19 protein-coding genes are annotated in these 18,521 nt (G+C 71.4%); 3 read left to right on the top strand and 16 right to left on the bottom strand.

Annotated elements, in window-relative coordinates:
• Nucleotides 1–15: 15 nt before the first annotated feature.
• The 5 genes from der to aroH form a co-directional block, all read right to left on the bottom strand.
• A complete protein-coding gene (der, locus tag ACFULQ_RS34895; RefSeq protein ID WP_383551743.1) occupies nucleotides 16–1,506 on the bottom strand; it encodes a ribosome biogenesis GTPase Der in 1,491 nt (496 codons plus the stop codon).
• A gap of 80 nt (nucleotides 1,507–1,586) precedes the next feature.
• Nucleotides 1,587–2,174: a lysophospholipid acyltransferase family protein gene (locus tag ACFULQ_RS34900; protein WP_383551797.1), complete on the bottom strand. Its 588-nt coding sequence runs from the start codon at nucleotides 2,172–2,174 to the stop codon at nucleotides 1,587–1,589.
• A gap of 56 nt (nucleotides 2,175–2,230) precedes the next feature.
• On the bottom strand, nucleotides 2,231–2,917 hold the full coding sequence (cmk, locus tag ACFULQ_RS34905) for a (d)CMP kinase (protein ID WP_030322470.1): 687 nt from the start codon (nucleotides 2,915–2,917) through the stop codon (nucleotides 2,231–2,233).
• 154 nt (nucleotides 2,918–3,071) lie between these two features.
• Nucleotides 3,072–4,157 carry a prephenate dehydrogenase gene (locus tag ACFULQ_RS34910; protein ID WP_383551745.1) on the bottom strand — a complete coding sequence of 362 codons (1,086 nt, stop codon included), beginning with the start codon at nucleotides 4,155–4,157 and terminating at the stop codon, nucleotides 3,072–3,074.
• On the bottom strand, nucleotides 4,154–4,516 hold the full coding sequence (gene aroH / locus ACFULQ_RS34915; protein ID WP_007381029.1) for a chorismate mutase: 363 nt from the start codon (nucleotides 4,514–4,516) through the stop codon (nucleotides 4,154–4,156). The genes ACFULQ_RS34910 and aroH overlap by 4 nt, the downstream gene beginning before the upstream one ends.
• Before the next feature lie 231 nt (nucleotides 4,517–4,747).
• Between aroH and ACFULQ_RS34920 the strand changes: the two genes are divergently transcribed.
• Genes ACFULQ_RS34920 through ACFULQ_RS34930 form a run of 3 tightly spaced genes read left to right on the top strand, consistent with a single transcriptional unit; the run spans nucleotide 4,748 to nucleotide 6,442 of the window.
• Complete coding sequence (locus tag ACFULQ_RS34920) at nucleotides 4,748–5,428, top strand: hypothetical protein (RefSeq protein ID WP_383551747.1); 681 nt, start codon at nucleotides 4,748–4,750, stop codon at nucleotides 5,426–5,428.
• A 22-nt stretch (nucleotides 5,429–5,450) separates the two neighbouring features.
• Nucleotides 5,451–6,032 carry a DUF6529 family protein gene (locus ACFULQ_RS34925; RefSeq protein WP_383551749.1) on the top strand — a complete coding sequence of 194 codons (582 nt, stop codon included), beginning with the start codon at nucleotides 5,451–5,453 and terminating at the stop codon, nucleotides 6,030–6,032.
• Nucleotides 6,029–6,442 carry a Rieske (2Fe-2S) protein gene (locus tag ACFULQ_RS34930; protein WP_383551751.1) on the top strand — a complete coding sequence of 138 codons (414 nt, stop codon included), beginning with the start codon at nucleotides 6,029–6,031 and terminating at the stop codon, nucleotides 6,440–6,442. The genes ACFULQ_RS34925 and ACFULQ_RS34930 overlap by 4 nt, the downstream gene beginning before the upstream one ends.
• A gap of 10 nt (nucleotides 6,443–6,452) precedes the next feature.
• Here ACFULQ_RS34930 and ACFULQ_RS34935 read toward each other — a convergent pair whose 3' ends face one another.
• From ACFULQ_RS34935 to ACFULQ_RS34985, 11 genes are all read right to left on the bottom strand, one after another.
• Entirely contained in the window at nucleotides 6,453–7,469 is a 1,017-nt protein-coding gene (locus ACFULQ_RS34935) for an ADP-ribosylglycohydrolase family protein (protein ID WP_383551753.1), read from the bottom strand.
• Entirely contained in the window at nucleotides 7,466–8,182 is a 717-nt protein-coding gene (locus ACFULQ_RS34940; protein ID WP_383551755.1) for an NUDIX domain-containing protein, read from the bottom strand. The genes ACFULQ_RS34935 and ACFULQ_RS34940 overlap by 4 nt, the downstream gene beginning before the upstream one ends.
• A 78-nt stretch (nucleotides 8,183–8,260) precedes the next feature.
• On the bottom strand, nucleotides 8,261–8,794 hold the full coding sequence (locus ACFULQ_RS34945; protein WP_383551757.1) for a maleylpyruvate isomerase family mycothiol-dependent enzyme: 534 nt from the start codon (nucleotides 8,792–8,794) through the stop codon (nucleotides 8,261–8,263).
• A gap of 263 nt (nucleotides 8,795–9,057) precedes the next feature.
• Nucleotides 9,058–10,230: a pseudouridine synthase gene (locus tag ACFULQ_RS34950; RefSeq protein WP_383551759.1), complete on the bottom strand. Its 1,173-nt coding sequence runs from the start codon at nucleotides 10,228–10,230 to the stop codon at nucleotides 9,058–9,060.
• An 11-nt stretch (nucleotides 10,231–10,241) separates the two neighbouring features.
• A complete protein-coding gene (gene scpB, locus ACFULQ_RS34955) occupies nucleotides 10,242–10,886 on the bottom strand; it encodes an SMC-Scp complex subunit ScpB (RefSeq protein ID WP_383551761.1) in 645 nt (214 codons plus the stop codon).
• Nucleotides 10,883–12,088: a segregation/condensation protein A gene (locus ACFULQ_RS34960; protein ID WP_383551763.1), complete on the bottom strand. Its 1,206-nt coding sequence runs from the start codon at nucleotides 12,086–12,088 to the stop codon at nucleotides 10,883–10,885. Before ACFULQ_RS34960 ends, scpB begins: the two co-directional genes overlap by 4 nt.
• A 19-nt stretch (nucleotides 12,089–12,107) precedes the next feature.
• A complete protein-coding gene (locus ACFULQ_RS34965) occupies nucleotides 12,108–12,677 on the bottom strand; it encodes a hypothetical protein (protein WP_383551765.1) in 570 nt (189 codons plus the stop codon).
• Entirely contained in the window at nucleotides 12,662–13,792 is a 1,131-nt protein-coding gene (locus ACFULQ_RS34970; protein ID WP_123988243.1) for a ParA family protein, read from the bottom strand. The genes ACFULQ_RS34965 and ACFULQ_RS34970 overlap by 16 nt, the downstream gene beginning before the upstream one ends.
• Before the next feature lie 412 nt (nucleotides 13,793–14,204).
• Nucleotides 14,205–15,320 carry an alanine dehydrogenase gene (gene ald / locus ACFULQ_RS34975; protein WP_383551799.1) on the bottom strand — a complete coding sequence of 372 codons (1,116 nt, stop codon included), beginning with the start codon at nucleotides 15,318–15,320 and terminating at the stop codon, nucleotides 14,205–14,207.
• Between the two features lie 144 nt (nucleotides 15,321–15,464).
• The gene (locus ACFULQ_RS34980) at nucleotides 15,465–17,540 is read right to left on the bottom strand and encodes a tetratricopeptide repeat protein (RefSeq protein WP_383551767.1); all 2,076 of its coding nucleotides are present in this window, start codon (nucleotides 17,538–17,540) and stop codon (nucleotides 15,465–15,467) included.
• Nucleotides 17,541–17,809: 269 nt separating this feature from the next.
• The gene (locus ACFULQ_RS34985; RefSeq protein WP_383551769.1) at nucleotides 17,810–18,436 is read right to left on the bottom strand and encodes an NUDIX domain-containing protein; all 627 of its coding nucleotides are present in this window, start codon (nucleotides 18,434–18,436) and stop codon (nucleotides 17,810–17,812) included.
• Nucleotides 18,437–18,521 lie beyond the last annotated feature (85 nt).

Below are 18,521 nucleotides of genomic sequence, written 5' to 3' on the forward strand. Positions count from 1 at the left end.
GCCCTCACTCATGCCTCACTTCTTCTTGGTGTTCTTGGCCCCGCGCTTCTCCCGCACCCGCACGGAGATGTGGATCGGGGTGCCCTCGAAGCCGAACTCCTCGCGCAGCCGGCGCTCGATGAAGCGCCGGTAGCCCGCCTCGATGAACCCGGAGGCGAAGAGCACGAACCGCGGCGGCTTGGTGCCGGCCTGGGTGCCGAAGAGGATGCGCGGCTGCTTGCCGCCCCGGATCGGGTGCGGGTGGGCGGCGACCAGCTCGCCGAGGAAGGCGTTCAGGCGGCCGGTCGGGACACGCGTCTCCCAGCCCTCCAGCGCCGTCTCGATCGCCGGGACGAGCTTCTCCATGTGCCGTCCGGTCTTCGCCGAGACGTTGACCCGCGGCGCCCAGGCGACCTGGCCGAGCTCGGTCTCGATCTCCCGCTCCAGGTAGTAGCGGCGCTCCTCGTCGAGGGTGTCCCACTTGTTGTAGGCGAGGACGATGGCACGGCCCGCCTCCACGGCCATGGTGACGATCCGCTGGTCCTGCACCGAGATGGACTCGGAGCCGTCGATCAGGATGACCGCGACCTCGGCCTTCTCGACGGCGGCCGCGGTGCGCAGCGAGGCGTAGTAGTCGGCGCCCTGCTGGAGGTGGACCCGCTTGCGGATACCGGCGGTGTCGACGAACTTCCAGGTGACACCGCCGAGTTCGATCAGCTCGTCGACCGGGTCACGGGTGGTGCCGGCCAGTTCGTTGACGACGACCCGCTCCTCGCCGGCCACCTTGTTCAGCAGCGAGGACTTGCCGACGTTCGGGCGGCCGATCAGCGCGATCCGGCGGGGGCCGCCGATCCCGGCGCCGCCGAAGGTCTGCTCGGGCGCCTCCGGCAGCGCCTCCAGGACCGCGTCCAGCATGTCGCCGGTGCCCCGGCCGTGCAGCGCGGAGACGGGATGCGGCTCACCGAGCCCGAGGGACCAGAGGTATGCGGCGTCGGCCTCGCCGCTCGGCCCGTCGACCTTGTTGGCGCACAGCACGACCGGCTTGCCGGCCTTGCGCAGCAGTCGTACGACCGCCTCGTCGGTGTCGGTGGCACCCACCTTGGCGTCCACGACGAACACGACGGCGTCGGCGGCCTCGATCGCGTACTCGGCCTGCGCGGCCACGGAGGCGTCGATGCCGAGGACGTCCTGCTCCCAGCCACCGGTGTCGACGACCTTGAAGCGGCGGCCCGCCCACTCGGCCTCGTAGGTGACGCGGTCGCGGGTGACGCCGGGCTTGTCCTCGACGACGGCCTCGCGGCGGCCGATGATGCGGTTGACGAGGGTCGACTTGCCGACATTGGGGCGGCCGACGACGGCGAGCACGGGCAGCGGGCCGTGACCGGCCGCCTCGATGGCGCCCTCGACGTCCTCGAGGTCGAAGCCCTCTTCCGCGGCGAGCTCCATGAACTCCGCGTACTCGGCATCGCCAAGCGCCCCGTGGTCGTGCTCCTCGCCCGAGCCCTCGGAGTGGATGTGGTCGTTCATGAAGTGCGTACCTCGTTCATCGTGGTGATCGGTGGACCATCCCGGCCTTTGGACCGGTTTGATCCACTACTCAGTGTCGCCTAGCGCCCGGTGAGGCGCCTGGCGTTTTCCAGGTGACTGCTCAGCTGCTTCTGGATGCGCTCGGTCGCCTCGTCGAGCGCCTTGCGGGTCCGCCGGCCGGTGCCGTCGCCCGCCTCGAAGGGGTCGCCGAAGACGACGTCGACACGGCTGCGCAGCGCGGGCAGCCCCTTTATCAACCGTCCCGGCTTCTCGTTGCTTCCCAGCACGGCGACCGGGACGATCGGCGCCTCGCCCCGTACGGCGAAGTAGGCGAGCCCCGCCCGCAACGCGGCGAAGTCGCCCTCGCCGCGGCTGCCCTCGGGGAAGATGCCGAGCACCCCGCCGTCCGCGAGGACGTGCAGCGCCCGGGAGATCGCCTGGCGGTCGGCGGCCGCGCGGTCCACCTTCAGCTGACCGATGGCGGTCAGAAAGGGGTCGAGCGGACCGATGAACGCCTCCTTCTTGATCAGGAAGTGCGTCGGCCGGGGCGCCACCCCCATGACCATCGGACCGTCGATGTTGTGGGAGTGGTTGACGGCGAGGATCACCGGACCGGTGCTCGGCACCTTCCAGGCCCCCAGCACGCGCGGCTTCCACAGCCCGTACATCAGGCCGACGCCGATGCGCCGCCCGACCTCGGCACCCCGCCCCGAAGGCAGCTCGCTCACTTGCCGGCCCGCTTCTCCTCGACGAGGGTCACGACACACTCGATGACCTGCGCGAGGGTGAGCTCGGTGGTGTCCACCTCGACCGCGTCGTCGGCCTTGGCGAGCGGGGAGGTCTTCCGGCTGGAGTCGGCCGCGTCCCGCTTGATCAGGGCCTCGCGGGTGGCCTGGACGTCGGCGCCCTTGAGCTCACCGCTGCGGCGGGCGGCGCGGGCCTCCGGCGAGGCGGTGAGGAAGATCTTGAGGTCGGCGTCGGGCAGCACGGTCGTGCCGATGTCCCGCCCCTCGACGACGATGCCCTTCTCGGCGGAGGTGGCGAGCGAGCGCTGGAGCTCGGTGATCCGGGCCCGCACCTCGGGCACCGCGCTCACGGCGCTGACCTTGGAGGTGACCTCCTGGGTGCGGATCGGACCGGCCACGTCGGTGCCGTCGACGGTGATCGTCGGGTTCTCCGGGTCGGTGCCGGAGACGATCTCCGCCTTGCCGGCCACGGCGGCGATCGCGGTGGGGTCGTCGATGTCGATGCCGTTGTTCACCATCCACCAGGTGATCGCCCGGTACTGGGCGCCGGTGTCCAGGTAGCTCAGCCCCAGCTGTGCGGCGACAGCCTTCGAGGTGCTCGACTTGCCCGTGCCGGAGGGGCCGTCGATGGCGACAATCACGGGCTGGGCGGCGCCGTTTTCCACGGGGGGACACCTTTCGGGTGCGTCTGGCGGGTGGTGTGGGGGCGCGACTGTGCCCCGCACCAGGTTACTGGGTGCGCGTCACTCGTCCGGACGCGCGCCGAACGGCGGAGGGGCCGCGCGGGCCCGGGGGCAGCCGCGCGGACCGCCGTACGGCTCACTGCCGGATCGCCCAGCCCCGTTCCCGCAGCGAGGCGCTGAGCACGGGAGCCGCCTGCGGCTCCACCATGAGCTGCACCAGACCGGCCTGCTGCCCCGTCGCGTGCTCGATCCGCACGTCCTCGATGTTCACGCCCGCCCGGCCGGCGTCCGCGAAGATCCGGGCCAGCTGCCCCGGCTGGTCGTCGATGAGCACGGCCACGACCTCGTACACCCGCGGGGCGGACCCGTGCTTGCCGGGCACCCGCACCTGGCCGGCGTTCCCGCGCCGCAGCACGTTCTCGATCCCGGAGGCGCCCTCGACCCGCTTGGCCTCGTCGGCGGACTGGAGCGCCCGCAGCGCCCGCACGGTCTCCTCCAGGTCCCCGGCGACATCGGTGAGCAGATCGGCGACCGGCCCCGGGTTCGCGGAGAGGATGTCGATCCACATCCGGGGATCGGACGCGGCGATCCGGGTCACGTCCCGGATCCCCTGACCGCACAGCCGTACGGCGGCCTCCTCGGCGTGCTCCAGTCGCGCGGCGACCATGCTGGACACCAGATGGGGCATGTGGGAGACGAGCGCCACGGCCCGGTCGTGGGCCTCGGCGTCCATGACCACCGGCACCGCACGGCAGTGCGAGACCAGCTCCAGCGCGAGGTTGAGCACCTCGGTGTCGGTGTCCCGGGTGGGGGTCAGCACCCAGGGCCGGCCCTCGAAGAGATCCGCGGAGGCGGCGAGCGGCCCGGACTTCTCCCGCCCGGACATCGGATGCGTACCGATGTACGAGGACAGGTCGAGCCCCAGTGCCTCCAGCTCCCGGCGCGGCCCGCCCTTGACGCTGGCCACGTCGATGTAGCCGCGGGCCACACCGCGCCGCACGGCGTCGGCGAGCACCCCGGCCACGTGGGCGGGCGGCGCGGCGACGATCGCGAGGTCGACCGGCCCCGCGGGCGCCTCGTCGGTGCCGGCGCCGAGCGCGGCCGCGGTACGGGCCTGCTCGGGGTCGTGGTCGGCGAGGTGCACGGTGACGCCCCGCTGGGTCAGCGCCAGCGCGGCGGAGGTGCCGATCAGCCCGGTGCCGATGACAAGTGCGGTCCTCACTGCGCGATGTCCTTGCGGAGGGCGGCCGCGGCGCCGAGGTAGACGTGCGCGATGTCGGCGCGGGGCCGGTCGGACTCTATGTGCGCGAGAACCCGGACCACCCGGGGCATGGCGCCCTCGATGTCGAGTTCCTGGGCGCAGATCAGCGGTACGTCGACGATGCCGAGCTTGCGGGCCGCGGCCGCCGGGAAGTCGCTGTGCAGGTCGGGCGTGGCCGTGAACCAGATGCTGATCAGGTCGTCCGCGGTCAGTTCGTTCCGCTCCATGATGGCGGTGAGCAGCGCCCCGACCTGCTCGTCCATGTGGCCGGCCTCGTCCTGTTCGAGTTGGACGGCGCCCCGGACCGCTCGTACCGCCACGGCGTTGCTCCTTGCTGATGTACATCCCGGCTCTGTGGACGACCAGCCTAGTCAGCCGGTACGGGAGGGGTGCGCGGCGCCCGCCCCGTGAGATGGGTGCGCAGACCAGGTCAATGTCACCTGAATGTCCCAGTTCCGCTACTTGGGACGAAACACGCCCGTGCGCCTCTGGACTCGGGCCCCCGGGTCCGCTCTCATGGCAGGAAACTCGCCTCGGGGGAGGCCCCATACATGAAGCGTTCCGGACCGCTGCTGACCTTGCTCGCGGGATTGCTGCTCGGCCTGTTCATGCTGTCGCTCAACGCCACAACGGGAGAGAAGCCCACCTCGGCGTCGGTGCAGCCGTCGGCGTCCGGGCAGCCGTCGCCCAGCACCAAGGCGTCACCGAGCACCGCGCCGACGAAGTCGACCCCGCCGCCCAGCCCCTCGACGTCGGCGACCGCCGTACCCGAGGGCCTCTACACCGGCCGTACCGACGACGACTCCTCGGCCGTCGCGATCACCGTGCGCGACGACAAGGCGATCGCGTACGTCTGCGACGGCAGGAACGTCGAGTCGTGGCTCCAGGGTGACGTCGAGGACGACGGCAGCCTCAGGCTCACCGGCAAGGGCGGCGCGAGCCTGGACGCCAAACTCAAGGGGATCAGGCAGCTCAGCGGCAAGGCCACCGTCGGCAGCGGCAGCTACCCCTTCACCATCGCCAAGGCGAAGAAGTCGTCCGGCCTCTACCGGGCGAACAGCACGGTGGCCGGCGCCAAGATCGAGGGCGGCTGGATCGTCCTGCCGGACGGCGAGCAGGTCGGCATCCTGAGGCGCGACGGCAAGCCCTCCCCCGCGCCCGCGATCGACCCGGAGACCGGTGCGGTGACGGTCGACGGACAGCAGCTCACGGCCCGCCCGGTAACCCCCTGACCTCCGCCCGAGGGAGCCGATCATGACCGTCGACCCGAACGCCGCCACCCAGAGCTGGCCCTCCCCCGAACCCCGGCGCGGCCCGAACCCGGCGCGCTATCTGATCCCGGCCCTGGTCGCCGCCGCGGTGGCGGTCGCCCTGGGCGCCTACGGCAAGGTGCACGACCCGGCGGGCACGGCGTTCAACCTCGCCGGTTTCAGCAGCACGGGCGCGGTGAAGTCGTGGCTCGCGACGGCCGCGTTCTTCTTCGCGCTCGTCCAGCTCGTCTCGGCCCTGATGGTGTACGGCAAGCTGCCGGGCCCGAGCTGGTCGTCCACCCTGCACCGCTGGTCCGGCCGGGTGGCGTTCCTCCTCGCGGTGCCGGTCGCGGTGCACTGTCTGTACGCGCTGGGCTTCCAGTCGTACGAATCACGCGTTCTGTGGCACTCCCTCTTCGGCTGCTTCTTCTTCGGTGTCTTCAGTGCCAAGATGCTGCTGCTCCGCTGGGAGCGACTTCCCGGATGGCTGCTGCCGATCGTCGGCGGGCTCGTCTTCACCGCGCTCACGATCCTCTGGCTGACCTCCGCCCTCTGGTTCTTCCGCACCTTCGGAGTGACGACATGACGCACAGCCCGACGCGGCGCACGGTCCTTCTCGCCACGGGCGCGGTCACGCTCACCGCCGGCTGCGGCGAGTACGGCAACGAGAACAGCGACTCCGGGTCGAGTTCGGTGGAGGCGTCCGCCGGCACCGAACTGGCGAAGACCAGCGAGATCCCGGTCGGCGGCGGAAAGATCTTCAAGGCCGAGAAGGTCGTGGTCACCCAGCCGAAGCAGGGCGAGTTCAAGGCCTTCTCCGACATCTGCACCCATCAGGGCTGCCAGGTGAGCAGCGTCTCCGACGGCACCATCAACTGCCCCTGCCACGGCAGCAAGTTCAACATCACGGACGGCTCGGTGGCGAACCCGCCGGCCAACAAGCCGCTGCCGGAGAGGCAGATCAAGGTCAGCGGCGACTCGATCCAGCTCGCCTAGGGACCCCGAGCTACGCGTCCCAGAGCGCCCCCAGCGTCACCAGCTCACTGCCGTACTCGATCCGGTCGGCCCACTCCACGGGCCAGGCGTCGGCCCCGAGATGGGCGCCCGCGAAGGCGCCCGTCAGGCAGGCGATCGAGTCGGAGTCGCCGGAGCTGCACGCGGCCCGCCGCAGGGCCGTCAGCGGCTCCTCGGGGAACTGGAGGAAGCACAACAACCCGGTCGCCAGGGCCTCTTCGGCGATCCAGCCGGCCCCGGTGGCCAGGCACGGGTCGTCCTCGGGCGAGGCGGTGCGCACGGCGTCGTCGAGCCGGTCGAGCACCGCCAGGCACTCGTCCCAGCCGCGCGCGATGAACTGCCCGGGCGTCGGGTCCTGGCTCCGCGCCCACAGGTCGCCGAGCCACCGCTCGTGGTACTGGCCCCGGTTCACCAGGGCGTACGACCGCAGCAGCCCGACCAGTTCGGCCGGCTCGGTGCCCTGCGCGAGCAGCCGTACGGCGCGCGCGGTGAGGTCGGAGGCGGCGAGCGCGGTCGGGTGGCCGTGGGTGAGCGCGGCCTGCAACTGGGCCGCGCCCGCGCGCTGTTCGTCGCTCAGTCCGGGGACGAGGCCGACGGGTGCCACCCGCATGTTGGCGCCGCAGCCCTTGGAGTTGATCTGGCTGGCGTCCTGCCAGGGCAGTTCCGGGCGCTCCAGGAGGTCGCACGCCCTGAGGCAGGTGTTGCCGGGGGCGCGGTTGTTCTCCGGGGAGCGGTTCCACGCGATGAACTCCCGCCGGACCGGCCCGGCCATCTCGGGCCCGAGCACCCCCCGGTCCATGGCCGCCCGCAGCCCCCTGCCCACCGCGAGCGTCATCTGGGTGTCGTCGCTGACGACGGCGGGCGTGAACAGCTCCATCTCCCGCCAGGGCCCGCACTTGGCGAGGATCGACCGTACGTCGTTGAACTCGGTCGGGAAGCCGAGGGCGTCCCCGAGGGCGAGGCCGACGAGGGTGCCGGTGGCGGCGCGCTTGGTCAGGATCGTGGTCATGCGGGGCGTCCTTCCGGGGACGGTCGAAGGAGAGGGGGGTGCAGGGTGGTGGCCGGTCCCGCGCGGTAGAGCGCGGCCGGTTTGCCGCGGCCGCCGGTCAGTCGCGCGGCACCGGGGACGGCTTCGACGAACCCGGGCGTGGCGAGCACCTTGCGGCGGAAGTTGGGCCGGTCAAGGGCGGTGCCCCAGACCGTCTCGTAGACCCGCTGGAGCTCGCCGAGGGTGAACTCGGGCGGGCAGAAGGCGGTGGCGAGGCAGGTGTACTCGAGCTTGGCGCCGACGCGTTCATGGGCGTCGGCCAGGATGCGGTCGTGGTCGAAGGCGAGCGGGCGCGCCTTGTCGTACGGCACCCAGCGGGCGTCGGCCGCGTCGCTGCCGCCGTGGGGTTCGGGCGGGTCGGGCAGCAGGGCGGCGAAGGCGACGGAGACGACCCGCATGCGGGGGTCGCGGTCGGGCTCGCTGTAGGTCCGCAGCTGTTCCAGATGGAGCCCGGAGAGGTCCGACAGCCCGGTCTCCTCGGCGAGTTCACGCCGGGCGGCGCTCTCCGCGGACTCGTCCGGGTGCACGAACCCGCCGGGCAGCGCCCAGTGTCCGGCGTACGGCTCCTGCCCCCGCTCCACGAGCAGCGCGTGCAGGGTGCCTTCGGCGACGGTGAGGACGGCGAGGTCGACGGTGACGGCGAAGGGTTCGTAGGCGTACTTGTCGTAGTCCACTCGCGCTCGCCCCCTTTATGGTCAGCATGACTAATAGTCACTACGACTATAAAGAGGGCGCGAGTCCTCCACAAGCCCCTAGAGGCGCCTTCCCAGAAAGGCCAGCAGCCGTATCTCGGCCCGTGCCCGGGACGGCACGGCCACCGGAGCCGCGAACCGCACACCCCGGTCCTCCTCTCCCACCACGCACTGCGCGACGGAGAGGAGTTCGGCCGCGAGGCCCTCCGGGAGGGGCCGCGGCCGACCGCAGGCCCGCCCCACGTCCCACCCGTGGACCGCGATCTCGACGGCACCGACGGCGGCCATCACGGCCGTGTCCAGGGGCCGTTCACCCACCAGCACCTCCTCCGGCGGCCCTGCCGCCCAGGCGCCGAGCACGGCACACGCGCGGGTGCGGAAGCCGCAGACCCGGTCGGCGGGCGGCAACAGCCCGATCCGGCCGCCGGTCAGCCCCTCGTACAGCGCGTCCACGGAGTCGTCGAGATGGTCCAGCAGCTCGCCCAGACTCCACCCGGCACACGGCGTGCCCCTGTCGAGGCTCACGCACCCCGCTCCCGCCACACTGCCCAGCGCGTAGGCGAGTGAACGCTCCAGCAACTCCCCCGCACTCATGACAGCACCCCCGCCGGACCGCCACAGCAGCCTCCCAGTGGCCCCACAGGCGGCTTTCGGCCCCCGGTCGGCCCGACGGCCCCCGAAGGCCGCACAGGGCCACCCAGCGCCGCCGGACACGTCTCGCCACGATTCCCGGCCCTCATGTCCATCCCCACTCCCTCCGTCACCCGTACAGACCGCCGGGAGGGCGAAAACGCATCGGCCGGTCCCGGAGGTGTCCGGAACCGGCCGCCACACGCGTGTGCGGGAGATCTGCGGGCCTACAGATCGACTTCCTTCATCAGCATGCCGACCTCGGTGTTGGACAGCCGCCGCAGCCAGCCCGACTTCTGGTCGCCCAGGGTGATGGGCCCGAAGGCGACCCGCACCAGCTTGTCGACCGGGAAGCCGGCCTCGGCGAGCATGCGGCGCACGATGTGCTTGCGCCCCTCATGCAGGGTGACCTCGACGAGGTAGTTCTTGCCGGTCTGCTCGACGACCCGGAAGTGGTCCGCGCGCGCGTACCCGTCCTCCAGCTGGATGCCGTCCTTGAGCTGCTTGCCCAGGTCGCGCGGGATCGGGCCCACGATGTGCGCGAGGTAGACCTTCTTCACGCCGTACTTGGGGTGAGTCAGCCGGTGGGCCAGCTCACCGTGGTTGGTGAGCAGGATGACGCCCTCGGTCTCGGTGTCGAGCCGCCCCACGTGGAAGAGCCGGGTCTCACGGTTGGTGACGTAGTCGCCGAGGCACTGCCGGCCCTCGTTGTCCTCCATCGTGGAGACGACGCCGGCGGGCTTGTTCAGCGAGAAGAACTGGTACGACTGCGTCGCCACGGTCAGGCCGTCGACCCTGACCTCGTCCTTCTCGGGGTCGACCCGCTTGCCCTGCTCCAGGACGATCTCGCCGTTGACCTCGACCCGCGCCTGCTCGATGAGCTCCTCGCAGGCCCGCCGCGAACCGTAGCCCGCGCGCGCGAGGACCTTCTGGAGCCGCTCGCCCTCCTGCTCGGCGCCCGGGAAGGTCTTGGGGAGCTTCACGTCCTTCTTGCCGGCGTACCGCTCCCGGTTGCGCTCCTCGGCCCGGGCGTCGTACTCACGGGAGGTCGCGGGCGCCCAACGGCCCCGACCGGTGCCCGGGGACTGCTTCGGGCCGCCCTTGGCACCGCCGCGGGCCGAGGCGCCGCGCCCGGACTTGGGGCCCTCCGGGGAGGCGCCGGGGCCCACGTCGTAGCGCCGCTCCTCGGGGCGCGGCTTCCTCGGCCGGCCGCCCTGCTTGTCGTCGCGGTCGTTCCCGGCGCCGCGGTAGTTGCCGCGTCCCCCGGTGCTCCCGCCGCGGCCACCGCCGGCGCCGCTGTTGGCGCCGCGACCACCGCTGTTCCCACCGCGGCCGCCGCTGTTGCCACCACGGCTCCCGCCGTTGTTTCCGCTGCTGTTCCTGCCGCTGCTGCTTCGCATCAAGTTTCCGTCTAGTCGTTGTCTGGGTCCTCGGAATCCGGAGCGTCCGGATCGAACGACGGTACGGCTTCCTGGGTCTCGGCCTCGATCGCCTCCGCCTCCGGGAGGAAGGGCGCGAGCTCCGGGAGCTCGTCCAGACCGCGCAGGCCCATCCGCTCCAGGAAGTAGTTCGTCGTCACGTACAGGATCGCACCTGTTTCGGGTTCCGTGCCCGCCTCCGCCACCAGGCCCCGCTGGAGGAGGGTGCGCATCACACCGTCGCAGTTCACTCCGCGCACCGCGGAGACCCTGCTGCGGCTGACCGGCTGGCGGTAGGCGACCACCGCCAGCGTCTCCAGCGCGGCCTGGGTGAGCCGGGCCTGCTGGCCGTCCAGGACGAACCGCTCCACGGCCGGGGCGTACGCGGCCCGGGTGTAGAACCGCCAGCCGTTCGCGACGTGCCGCAGCTCGAAACCGCGCCCCTGGGCGGCGTACTCGCCCGCCAGCTCCCTGAGCGCCCTGGTGATCTGCCGCTTGGGCCGCTCCAGGATCTTCGCCAGGTGCTCCTCGGTGGCGGGCTCGTCCACGACCATCAGGACGGCCTCCAGGGCCGGCTTCAGATCGAGGTCGGCGACGCCGAGCGGTCCTGCCGGGGCCTCGTCGGTCTCCTCGCTCACGCCTTCTCCTCCTTGGACGGCTCGGGCGGCCGGTCGAACTCGTCGGTCACCATCGGCTCGGCCTCCCCCTCACCACCGGTCCACCGCACGACAAGTTCTCCGAGCGCGGTCTCCTGGTCCAGCGCCACGGCCTTCTCCCGGTACAGCTCCAGCAGCGCCAGAAAGCGGGCCACGACGGTCAGGGTGCCGTCGGCATCCTCCACCAGCAGCCGGAAGCTGGCCTCACCGAGCTCCCTGAGCCGCGCGACGACGATCCCCGCCTGCTCCTGGACGCTCACCAGGGGCGCGTGGATGTGGTCGACGTACACCTGCGGCTTGGGCTTGGGCTGCATCGCCTTCACGGCGAGCTTCGCGAACCCCTCGGCGCCGATGCTGATGACGACCTCGGGCAGCAGATCGGCGTGGTGCGGTTCCAGGCCGACGGTCCTGGGGTAGCGCCGGGCCTCCTCGTCGAGCCGCCGGTTGAAGATGTCCGCGATCTGCTTGTACGCGCGGTACTGCAACAGCCGCGCGAAGAGCAGGTCCCGGGCTTCGAGCAGCGCGAGGTCGGCCTCGTCCTCGACCTCGGCGGCGGGCAGCAGCCGGGCGGCCTTGAGGTCGAGCAGCGTGGCGGCGACGACGAGGAACTCGGTCGTCTCGTCCAGGTCCCAGTCCGGCCCCATGGCCCGGATGTACGCCATGAACTCGTCGGTGACCTTGGACAGCGCGACCTCGGTGACGTCCAGCTTGTGCTTGGAGATCAACTGAAGCAGCAGATCGAAGGGCCCCTCGAAGTTGGCCAGCCGAACCTTGAAGACACCGTCGGCCTCACCCTCGGCCGGGGCTCCGGCGGAAGGGGCGGCCGCGGACACCGGGACGGCCTCGGGGTCGGTCTCGGACGCCGGACCACTCCCGGCCTCCGCACCGCCGCGGGGCTCAGGGACACCCGCCGACTCCCGCCCGATGTCAGGCTCGGACGCGGCCTCAGGGTCCGGCGCGGTCTCCGGCCCCGACCCGGTCTCCGGCTCCACGACAGCGGCCTCAGGCGCCGATACGGCCTCAGCCCCGAGAACAGCCACGGCCCCCGGACCGCCGGTCTCCGGTTCATCCGGTACCGGCAACGCCTCCGCGCCCGGCTCGGCCCGCGGAGCTCCCGGCCCCCGCCCCAGCGCACGTCGCCGCCCGCCGGAACCGGCACCGGAAGAAACGTCGTTCGAGGTCATAACCCCCGCAGGCTACCGCTTACCGCCCACGCAGCCGACGTACGAGAATGCTCGCGTCCCCACGGGACTCCAGATCCGCCAGCACCACGGCGACCGCCTCACGGACGATCCGCCCCCGGTCCACCGCCAGCCCGTGCTCACCCCGGAGCACCAGACGCGCGTGCTCCAGATCCATGAGCTCCTCGGCCGACACGTACACGGTGATCTTCTCGTCGTGCCGCTCCCGCCCACTGGGCCGCCGCGAGGGCGACCGGCCCCGCTTGCCCCGGGGCTGCCCGGCATCGGAGGAGGCAGAACCTTCCTGCGCCCCTCGACCACGCGCGGAGCGCTCCGCGGCCCGGCTGCGGGACTCGCCCTCCTCGGAACCGTCGGCGTCGGCCGCCACATGCTCGGCCCCGTCGCCGTCACCGCCCTGCGCGGGCACGGACTGCGGCGCGTCCTCCGACGCCACCGCGTCGGACTCCCCCGCGGGAGCCGGTACCCGGGCCTCGCCGTTGGCCCCCCGCCGGGGAGTGGACGCCTGGAGCGCCATCCCCCCTGTCGTACGGAACAGTTCGTCGGCCCCCGGCAGACTCACTCGGCGTGACACCGGGCGAGCACCTCCCTGGCGAGCTGGCGATAGGCGGCGGCACCGACGGAGTTGGAGGCGTACGTGGTGATCGGCTCACCGGCGACCGTGGTCTCCGGGAAGCGCACCGTGCGCCCGATGACCGTGTGGTAGACGTGGTCGTCGAACGCCTCGACCACACGGGCCAGGACCTCACGGCTGTGGACCGTGCGCGAGTCGTACATCGTGGCGAGGATCCCGTCGAGCTCCAGCTCCGGGTTGAGCCGTTCCTGGACCTTCTCGATGGTCTCCGTCAGCAGTGCGACACCGCGCAGCGCGAAGAACTCGCACTCCAGAGGCACTATCACCTTGTGCGCGGCCGTCAGGGCGTTGACCGTGAGCAGGCCGAGCGAGGGCTGACAGTCGATCACGATGTAGTCGTAGTCGGCCATGAGCGGCTTCAGGGCCCGCTGCAATGTCGACTCGCGGGCGACCTCGGAGACCAGCTGGACCTCCGCCGCCGACAAGTCGATATTGCTCGGCAGCAGGTCCATGTTGGGGACCGCGGTCTTCAGCAGGACCTCGTCCGCCGCCATGCCCCGCTCCATGAGCAGGTTGTAGACGGTCAGGTCGAGCTCCATCGGGTTGACACCGAGACCCACCGACAGCGCGCCCTGCGGGTCGAAGTCCACGAGCAGCACGCGCCGGCCGTACTCCGCGAGCGCGGCACCCAGGTTGATGGTCGACGTGGTCTTGCCGACGCCGCCCTTCTGGTTGCACATCGCGATGATCTTCGCGGGGCCGTGGTCGGTCAGCGGGCCCGGGATCGGGAAGTACGGCAGCGGGCGTCCGGTCGGGCCCACACGCTCACGGCGCTGGCGGGCCGCGTCGGGCGCGAGCGTGGCCGCGTACTCCGGATCCGGCTCGTACTCGGCGTCGGGGTCGTAGAAGTGCCCCTCGGGCAGTTCGTCGTAGTCGGCGAAGTGGTTGTGGGGCGCGCCACTTCCGTCGCCGGCCATGGCGTTCACGTGATGGCCATCCATGCTCTGGTGTGCTGTCCGCAGGGTCTGCGGACGACTCTGGTGGGCTGCGAAGGTGCGCACCGCGACGGAGCCGACAGCCTCGAACCCCGCGTGGCCCTGGGCCTCGGCAGGCATTCCTGGTTGACCACCCCCGGGAGAAAATGTCGACTCATTCACAAGTCGTCTTACCTCCTTGGTGACCAGGAAACTTCTAGACAAGGTCAGCGTGGCACCATGCCGACGGTTGGCGACTCTATGGCGTGTCGGGTGTTCACAGCAACACAATCCACCGGACCCGGCAGGATGTGTCGGCAATGAAACATCCCGCTGTCAAGGGCGTACGGCAGTCGCACGGCAGGTTTCGCCGGTGTACGAATCGGTCCAACGGTTACGTTCGACGCGAGTTGACCGAGAGTCGCAAAGTGACCATACACACATCTGGCCGGACCTTGTGGGCAAGGTCCGGCCGCATGTGCCTCGTTGACGCGCCTTGTTGACGTATCGCCTTTACGAAAAGGTGACTTAGCTGTTCGGCGAGGTCAGGGGCTCAGCCGAGCAGGGACTCGAGCTCCACGTGCTCCAGGCCGTGCGCCTCCGCGACCTCGCGGTAAACGACCTTGCCGTCATGGGTGTTGAGGCCCTTGGCGAGCGCGGGGTCGCGGCGCAGCGCCTCCACCCAGCCGCGGTCGGCGAGTTCGACGATGTAGGGCAGCGTCGCGTTGGTGAGCGCGTAGGTCGAGGTGTTGGGCACCGCGCCGGGCATGTTGGCGACGCAGTAGAAGACCGAGTCGTGGACCTGGAAGGTCGGTTCAGCGTGGGTGGTCGGGCGGGAGTCCTCGAAGCAGCCGCCCTGGTCGATCGCGATGTCGACAAGGACACTTCCGGGCTTCATCCGCGCCACCAGCTCGTTGGTGACCAGCTTCGGGGCCTTGGCGCCCGGGATGAGGACGGCGCCGATGACGAGGTCGGCGTCCAGGACGGCCTTCTCCAGCTCGAAGGCGTTGGACATGATCGCCCGGACCTTGGTGCCGAAGACCTTGTCGGCCTCGCGGAGCTTGTTGATGTCCCGGTCGAGCAGCGTGACGTGGAAGCCCATGCCGACGGCGATCTGGGTGGCGTTCCAGCCGGAGACACCGCCGCCGATGACGACGGCCCGCGCGGGCTGGGTGCCGGGGACACCGCCGGGCAGGACACCGCGGCCGCCGACCGAGCGCATCAGGTGGTAGGCGCCGACCTGCGGGGCGAGCCGGCCCGCGACCTCGGACATCGGGGCGAGCAGCGGGAGCGCGCGGGAGGGCAGCTCGACGGTCTCGTAGGCGATCGCGGTGGTGCCGGACTCGATGAGCGCGTCGGTGCACTCCTTGGAGGCGGCCAGGTGCAGGTAGGTGAAGAGCGTCTGGTCCTTGCGGAGGCGGTGGTACTCCTCGGCGACGGGCTCCTTGACCTTGAGCAGCAGGTCGGCGGTGGCCCACACCTCGTCGGCGGTGTCCAGGATCCGGGCGCCCTCGGCGACGTACTCCTCGTCCGGGATCGAGGAGCCGAGACCGGCGCCGCGTTCGATGACGACCTGGTGGCCGTGGCGCACGAGCTCGTGCACACCGGCGGGGGTGATGGCCACCCGGAACTCGTTGTTCTTGACCTCGCGGGGGATGCCGACCTTCACGTGGATCACGGTCCTTGGCTCAGAGAGTGTGGGGCAATACAACACATACCCGGGCATGCAGGAGCACACCAGGAGACACCGCAGGAGAAGGTGCGGCAGAGCCAGTCTAATGAAGGTGTTCCCGCTGTCTAGCCTTTCATTGCATCAATCTTCTGCGGATGTACTACGGATTTCGCAGGTGTCAGCGTCTTGTTTCGGCTCATCGGCCTGTTCCTCGGCCTCCGCGGACCCGGGTTCCCCCTGGGAAAGCTCCTCACCCAGCAGCCGTTCGGCGGCCCCGCGGTGCAGCTGCGCGGCGGCCGGATCGCCGAGGTGCTCCAGGGTGTCGGCGAGCCGCAGCTGGAGCGCGGCCTGGAGCCGGACGTCCTCGGCACGCCGGGCCCATTCCACGGCGTCCTGGCAGGTGCGCAGCGACTCCTCGGGGTGTCCGGCGTACTCCTGGACCCGGGCGAGTTCGCTCAACGCCCGTGCGTGGGCCGCGACATCGCCGTTCTTGCGGTGTCCGGCGAGCGCGGCCCGCCAGTTCCTGACCGCCTCGCCGTAGCGGCCCGCGTAGGTGTGCGCGGCGGCGATACGGCCGTACAGCCGGGCGGCCTCCGCGCGCTCGTCCCGGGCCAGCCGCTGGGCGAGGGCCCGGCCGAACCAGTCGGCGGCCCGGTCGTAGTCCCCGAGCTCCAGATGCGCGCCGCCTACGGATTCCATCGCGCGGCCGGTCGCGTACGGGTCATTCGCCTGCCGTCCGGCGTCCAGAGCCGCCCGATAGCGGGCCAGCGCCTCCCGGGTCCGGCCGGTCTGGGCGTCCAGGTCGGCGAGGTTCAGCAGGGCCGCGGCCTTCTCGCGGGGCAGCGCGCGCCGCTCGGCGATGTCGAGGACGAGGCCGTGGATGCCGTAGAGGTCGGGGGCGGCCGCCCTGGTGCCGAAGTGGGCCACCATCGTGCGCACGAGCTGTGACATCAGCCGCCGGGCCAGGGTGTCCAGCTCCCCGTCGGCGACCGCGAGCCGGGCGGCGGCGAGCAGGGCGGGCCTGCGGACGCGCAGCCAGTCCTCGGCGGCCCGGGGGCTCGGGAAGCGCAGGGAGCGCGGCATGCCCTGGAGCTTCTTGTGGGCGTCCGGGTTGTCGGTCTCGGTGATCGCCCGGGAGGACTGGAGCAGCCGTACGATCCGCTCCAGCATCCGGGCGCGGGCCAGCTGGAGCTCGGCCGGGCGGTCCTGGGTGGCGGCGAGGGCCTTGAGCAGCGGGTGCAGACAGCCGGGGACCTCGTACTGCGGCAGCGGGGAGTCCACGGCGTGCAGCAGGCCGAGCGCGACGAAGTCGTCGAGGGTGGACCGGGCGCCGCCCACCGAGCAGCCGGCGAGCGCGGAGGCGGTGTGCGGGTCGACGAGGCCGGCCGGGGCCAGGGAGAGCAGTCGCAGTATCCGGGCGGCGGGGGCGGGCAGAGACGCGTAGACGAGCTTGAAGACCCGGCTGAGCGGTGTCCCCTCGTCACTCTCCGCATGCAGATGCTTGGACAGATCGGCCACGGCGGCCTTGGGTCGGGCGGCGAGCCACCCCCCGGCCAGCATCAGCGCGGCGGGATGCGCCTGGCACTCCTCGACCAGGTGCTCGGCCGCGCGGGGGTCCACGGTGACGCGGACCGACCCGGTGTGCCGGGACACCAGCTCCAGCGCGGACTTGGTGTCCAGCCCGCCGAGGGTGCAGGGCCGGACGTCCGCGATCCCGGTCAGCGGACCTCCGGACACGGCCACGACCAGGCACTCCGGAGTATCCGGAAGCAGGGCGTCCACCTGTTCCGCGGCCACCGCGTCATCGAGCAGAAGCAGCGCGCGCCGGTCGGCGAGGGCCGCGCGCAGGGCCTCGGAGAGGTCGTCCTCGCCGGCCCCCGCGGGTGCCGGCACGTCGAGCGCGGTGAGCAGGTCCCGGGCCACGTCCGCGACCGGGACGGGGGTGCCGTCGGGCTCGCTCAGCCGGGCGCGCAGCACTCCGTCCTCGTAACGCTCAGCGACCGTTCGGACGAGTTCCTCGGCGAGCGCGGTACGCCCCGAGCCGGGACGTCCCGCGATGAGCAGCACGCGCGCGCGGGGGGCCTTCCGGCCCGCGAGGGTGTCCAGTCCGGCGCGCTCGATGTCGGCGCGCAGTTCCTTCAACTCCCGTGTCCGCCCCAGGAAATGATCCTCGCCGGACAGCCGTACGCCCTCCGCGTCCACCGCCTGATCCGTCACGGGCCACACTCCCGTCCCACCGCACGCGCAAAGCCCGCCGGTGACCCCGGAACGGGCACCGAAAGCCTAGTTCACGCTGTGCAACGTTCCTGGCGGAGCGCGACGGTGATGGACACAGAGTCCCCTGATCGGATCAACAGATCGTAGGACCTACTCAGGGGCGCGGGGCTGTATCGATCTGCGGCTACCGCCGCGTGGGCGCGACCAGCTACGACGCGACCGTCACCCGGCAACGAACGGACTACACCAACGGCGCGACCCGAAACCCGTCACGCCTCGAACGGCCGCGCAGGCCACTCCGCCTCAGCGGAACGCAACCCGTCCAACCCGCCGGAGGCCCGCGCGGCGACGAGCGACATCACCCCCACCACCAGGCAGTTGTTGTGCAACTCCCCCGCCAGCACCCCCTGAACCAGCGAAGCGACCGGCACGCGCGCGTGCTCCATGTCCGCCTCCTCGTCCTCGACCTCGAACCGCGCCTCCTCGGCCTCGGACAGCCCCCGGGCCAGGAAGATCCGGATCGCCTCGTCACAGCCGCCCGGCGTCGTGTAGACGTCCGTCAGCACCCGCCAGTCCTCCGCCTTGACGTGTGCCTCCTCGTACAGCTCCCGCTGGGCCGCGTGCAGCGGGTTCTCCCCCGGCACGTCCAGCAGCCCCGCCGGGATCTCCCACAGCTTCTGCCGGACGGGGTGCCGGTACTGCCGGATGAGCAGGACCCGGTCCTCGTCGTCGAGGGCGAGGACGGCGACGGAACCGGGGTGGACCTGGTAGTCACGGCGGACCACCGACCCGTCGGGCATGACCACCTCGTCCGTGCGGACGGAGGTCTTGTTGCCCACGAACGGGGTCTCGGTCCCCCGGATCTCCCACTCTTCCGGGGTGTCCTTGATCGTCATGCCCTGTCCTTCCCCACGTGCGCAAAAGAAGCCGGGACGCCCGCCGTTTGAATGCGCGCGCCCCGGCCACCGTACAACTGTCGTG

The sequence above is a fragment of the Streptomyces sp. NPDC057253 genome (genome assembly GCF_042669125.1).
Taxonomy (GTDB): domain Bacteria; phylum Actinomycetota; class Actinomycetes; order Streptomycetales; family Streptomycetaceae; genus Streptomyces.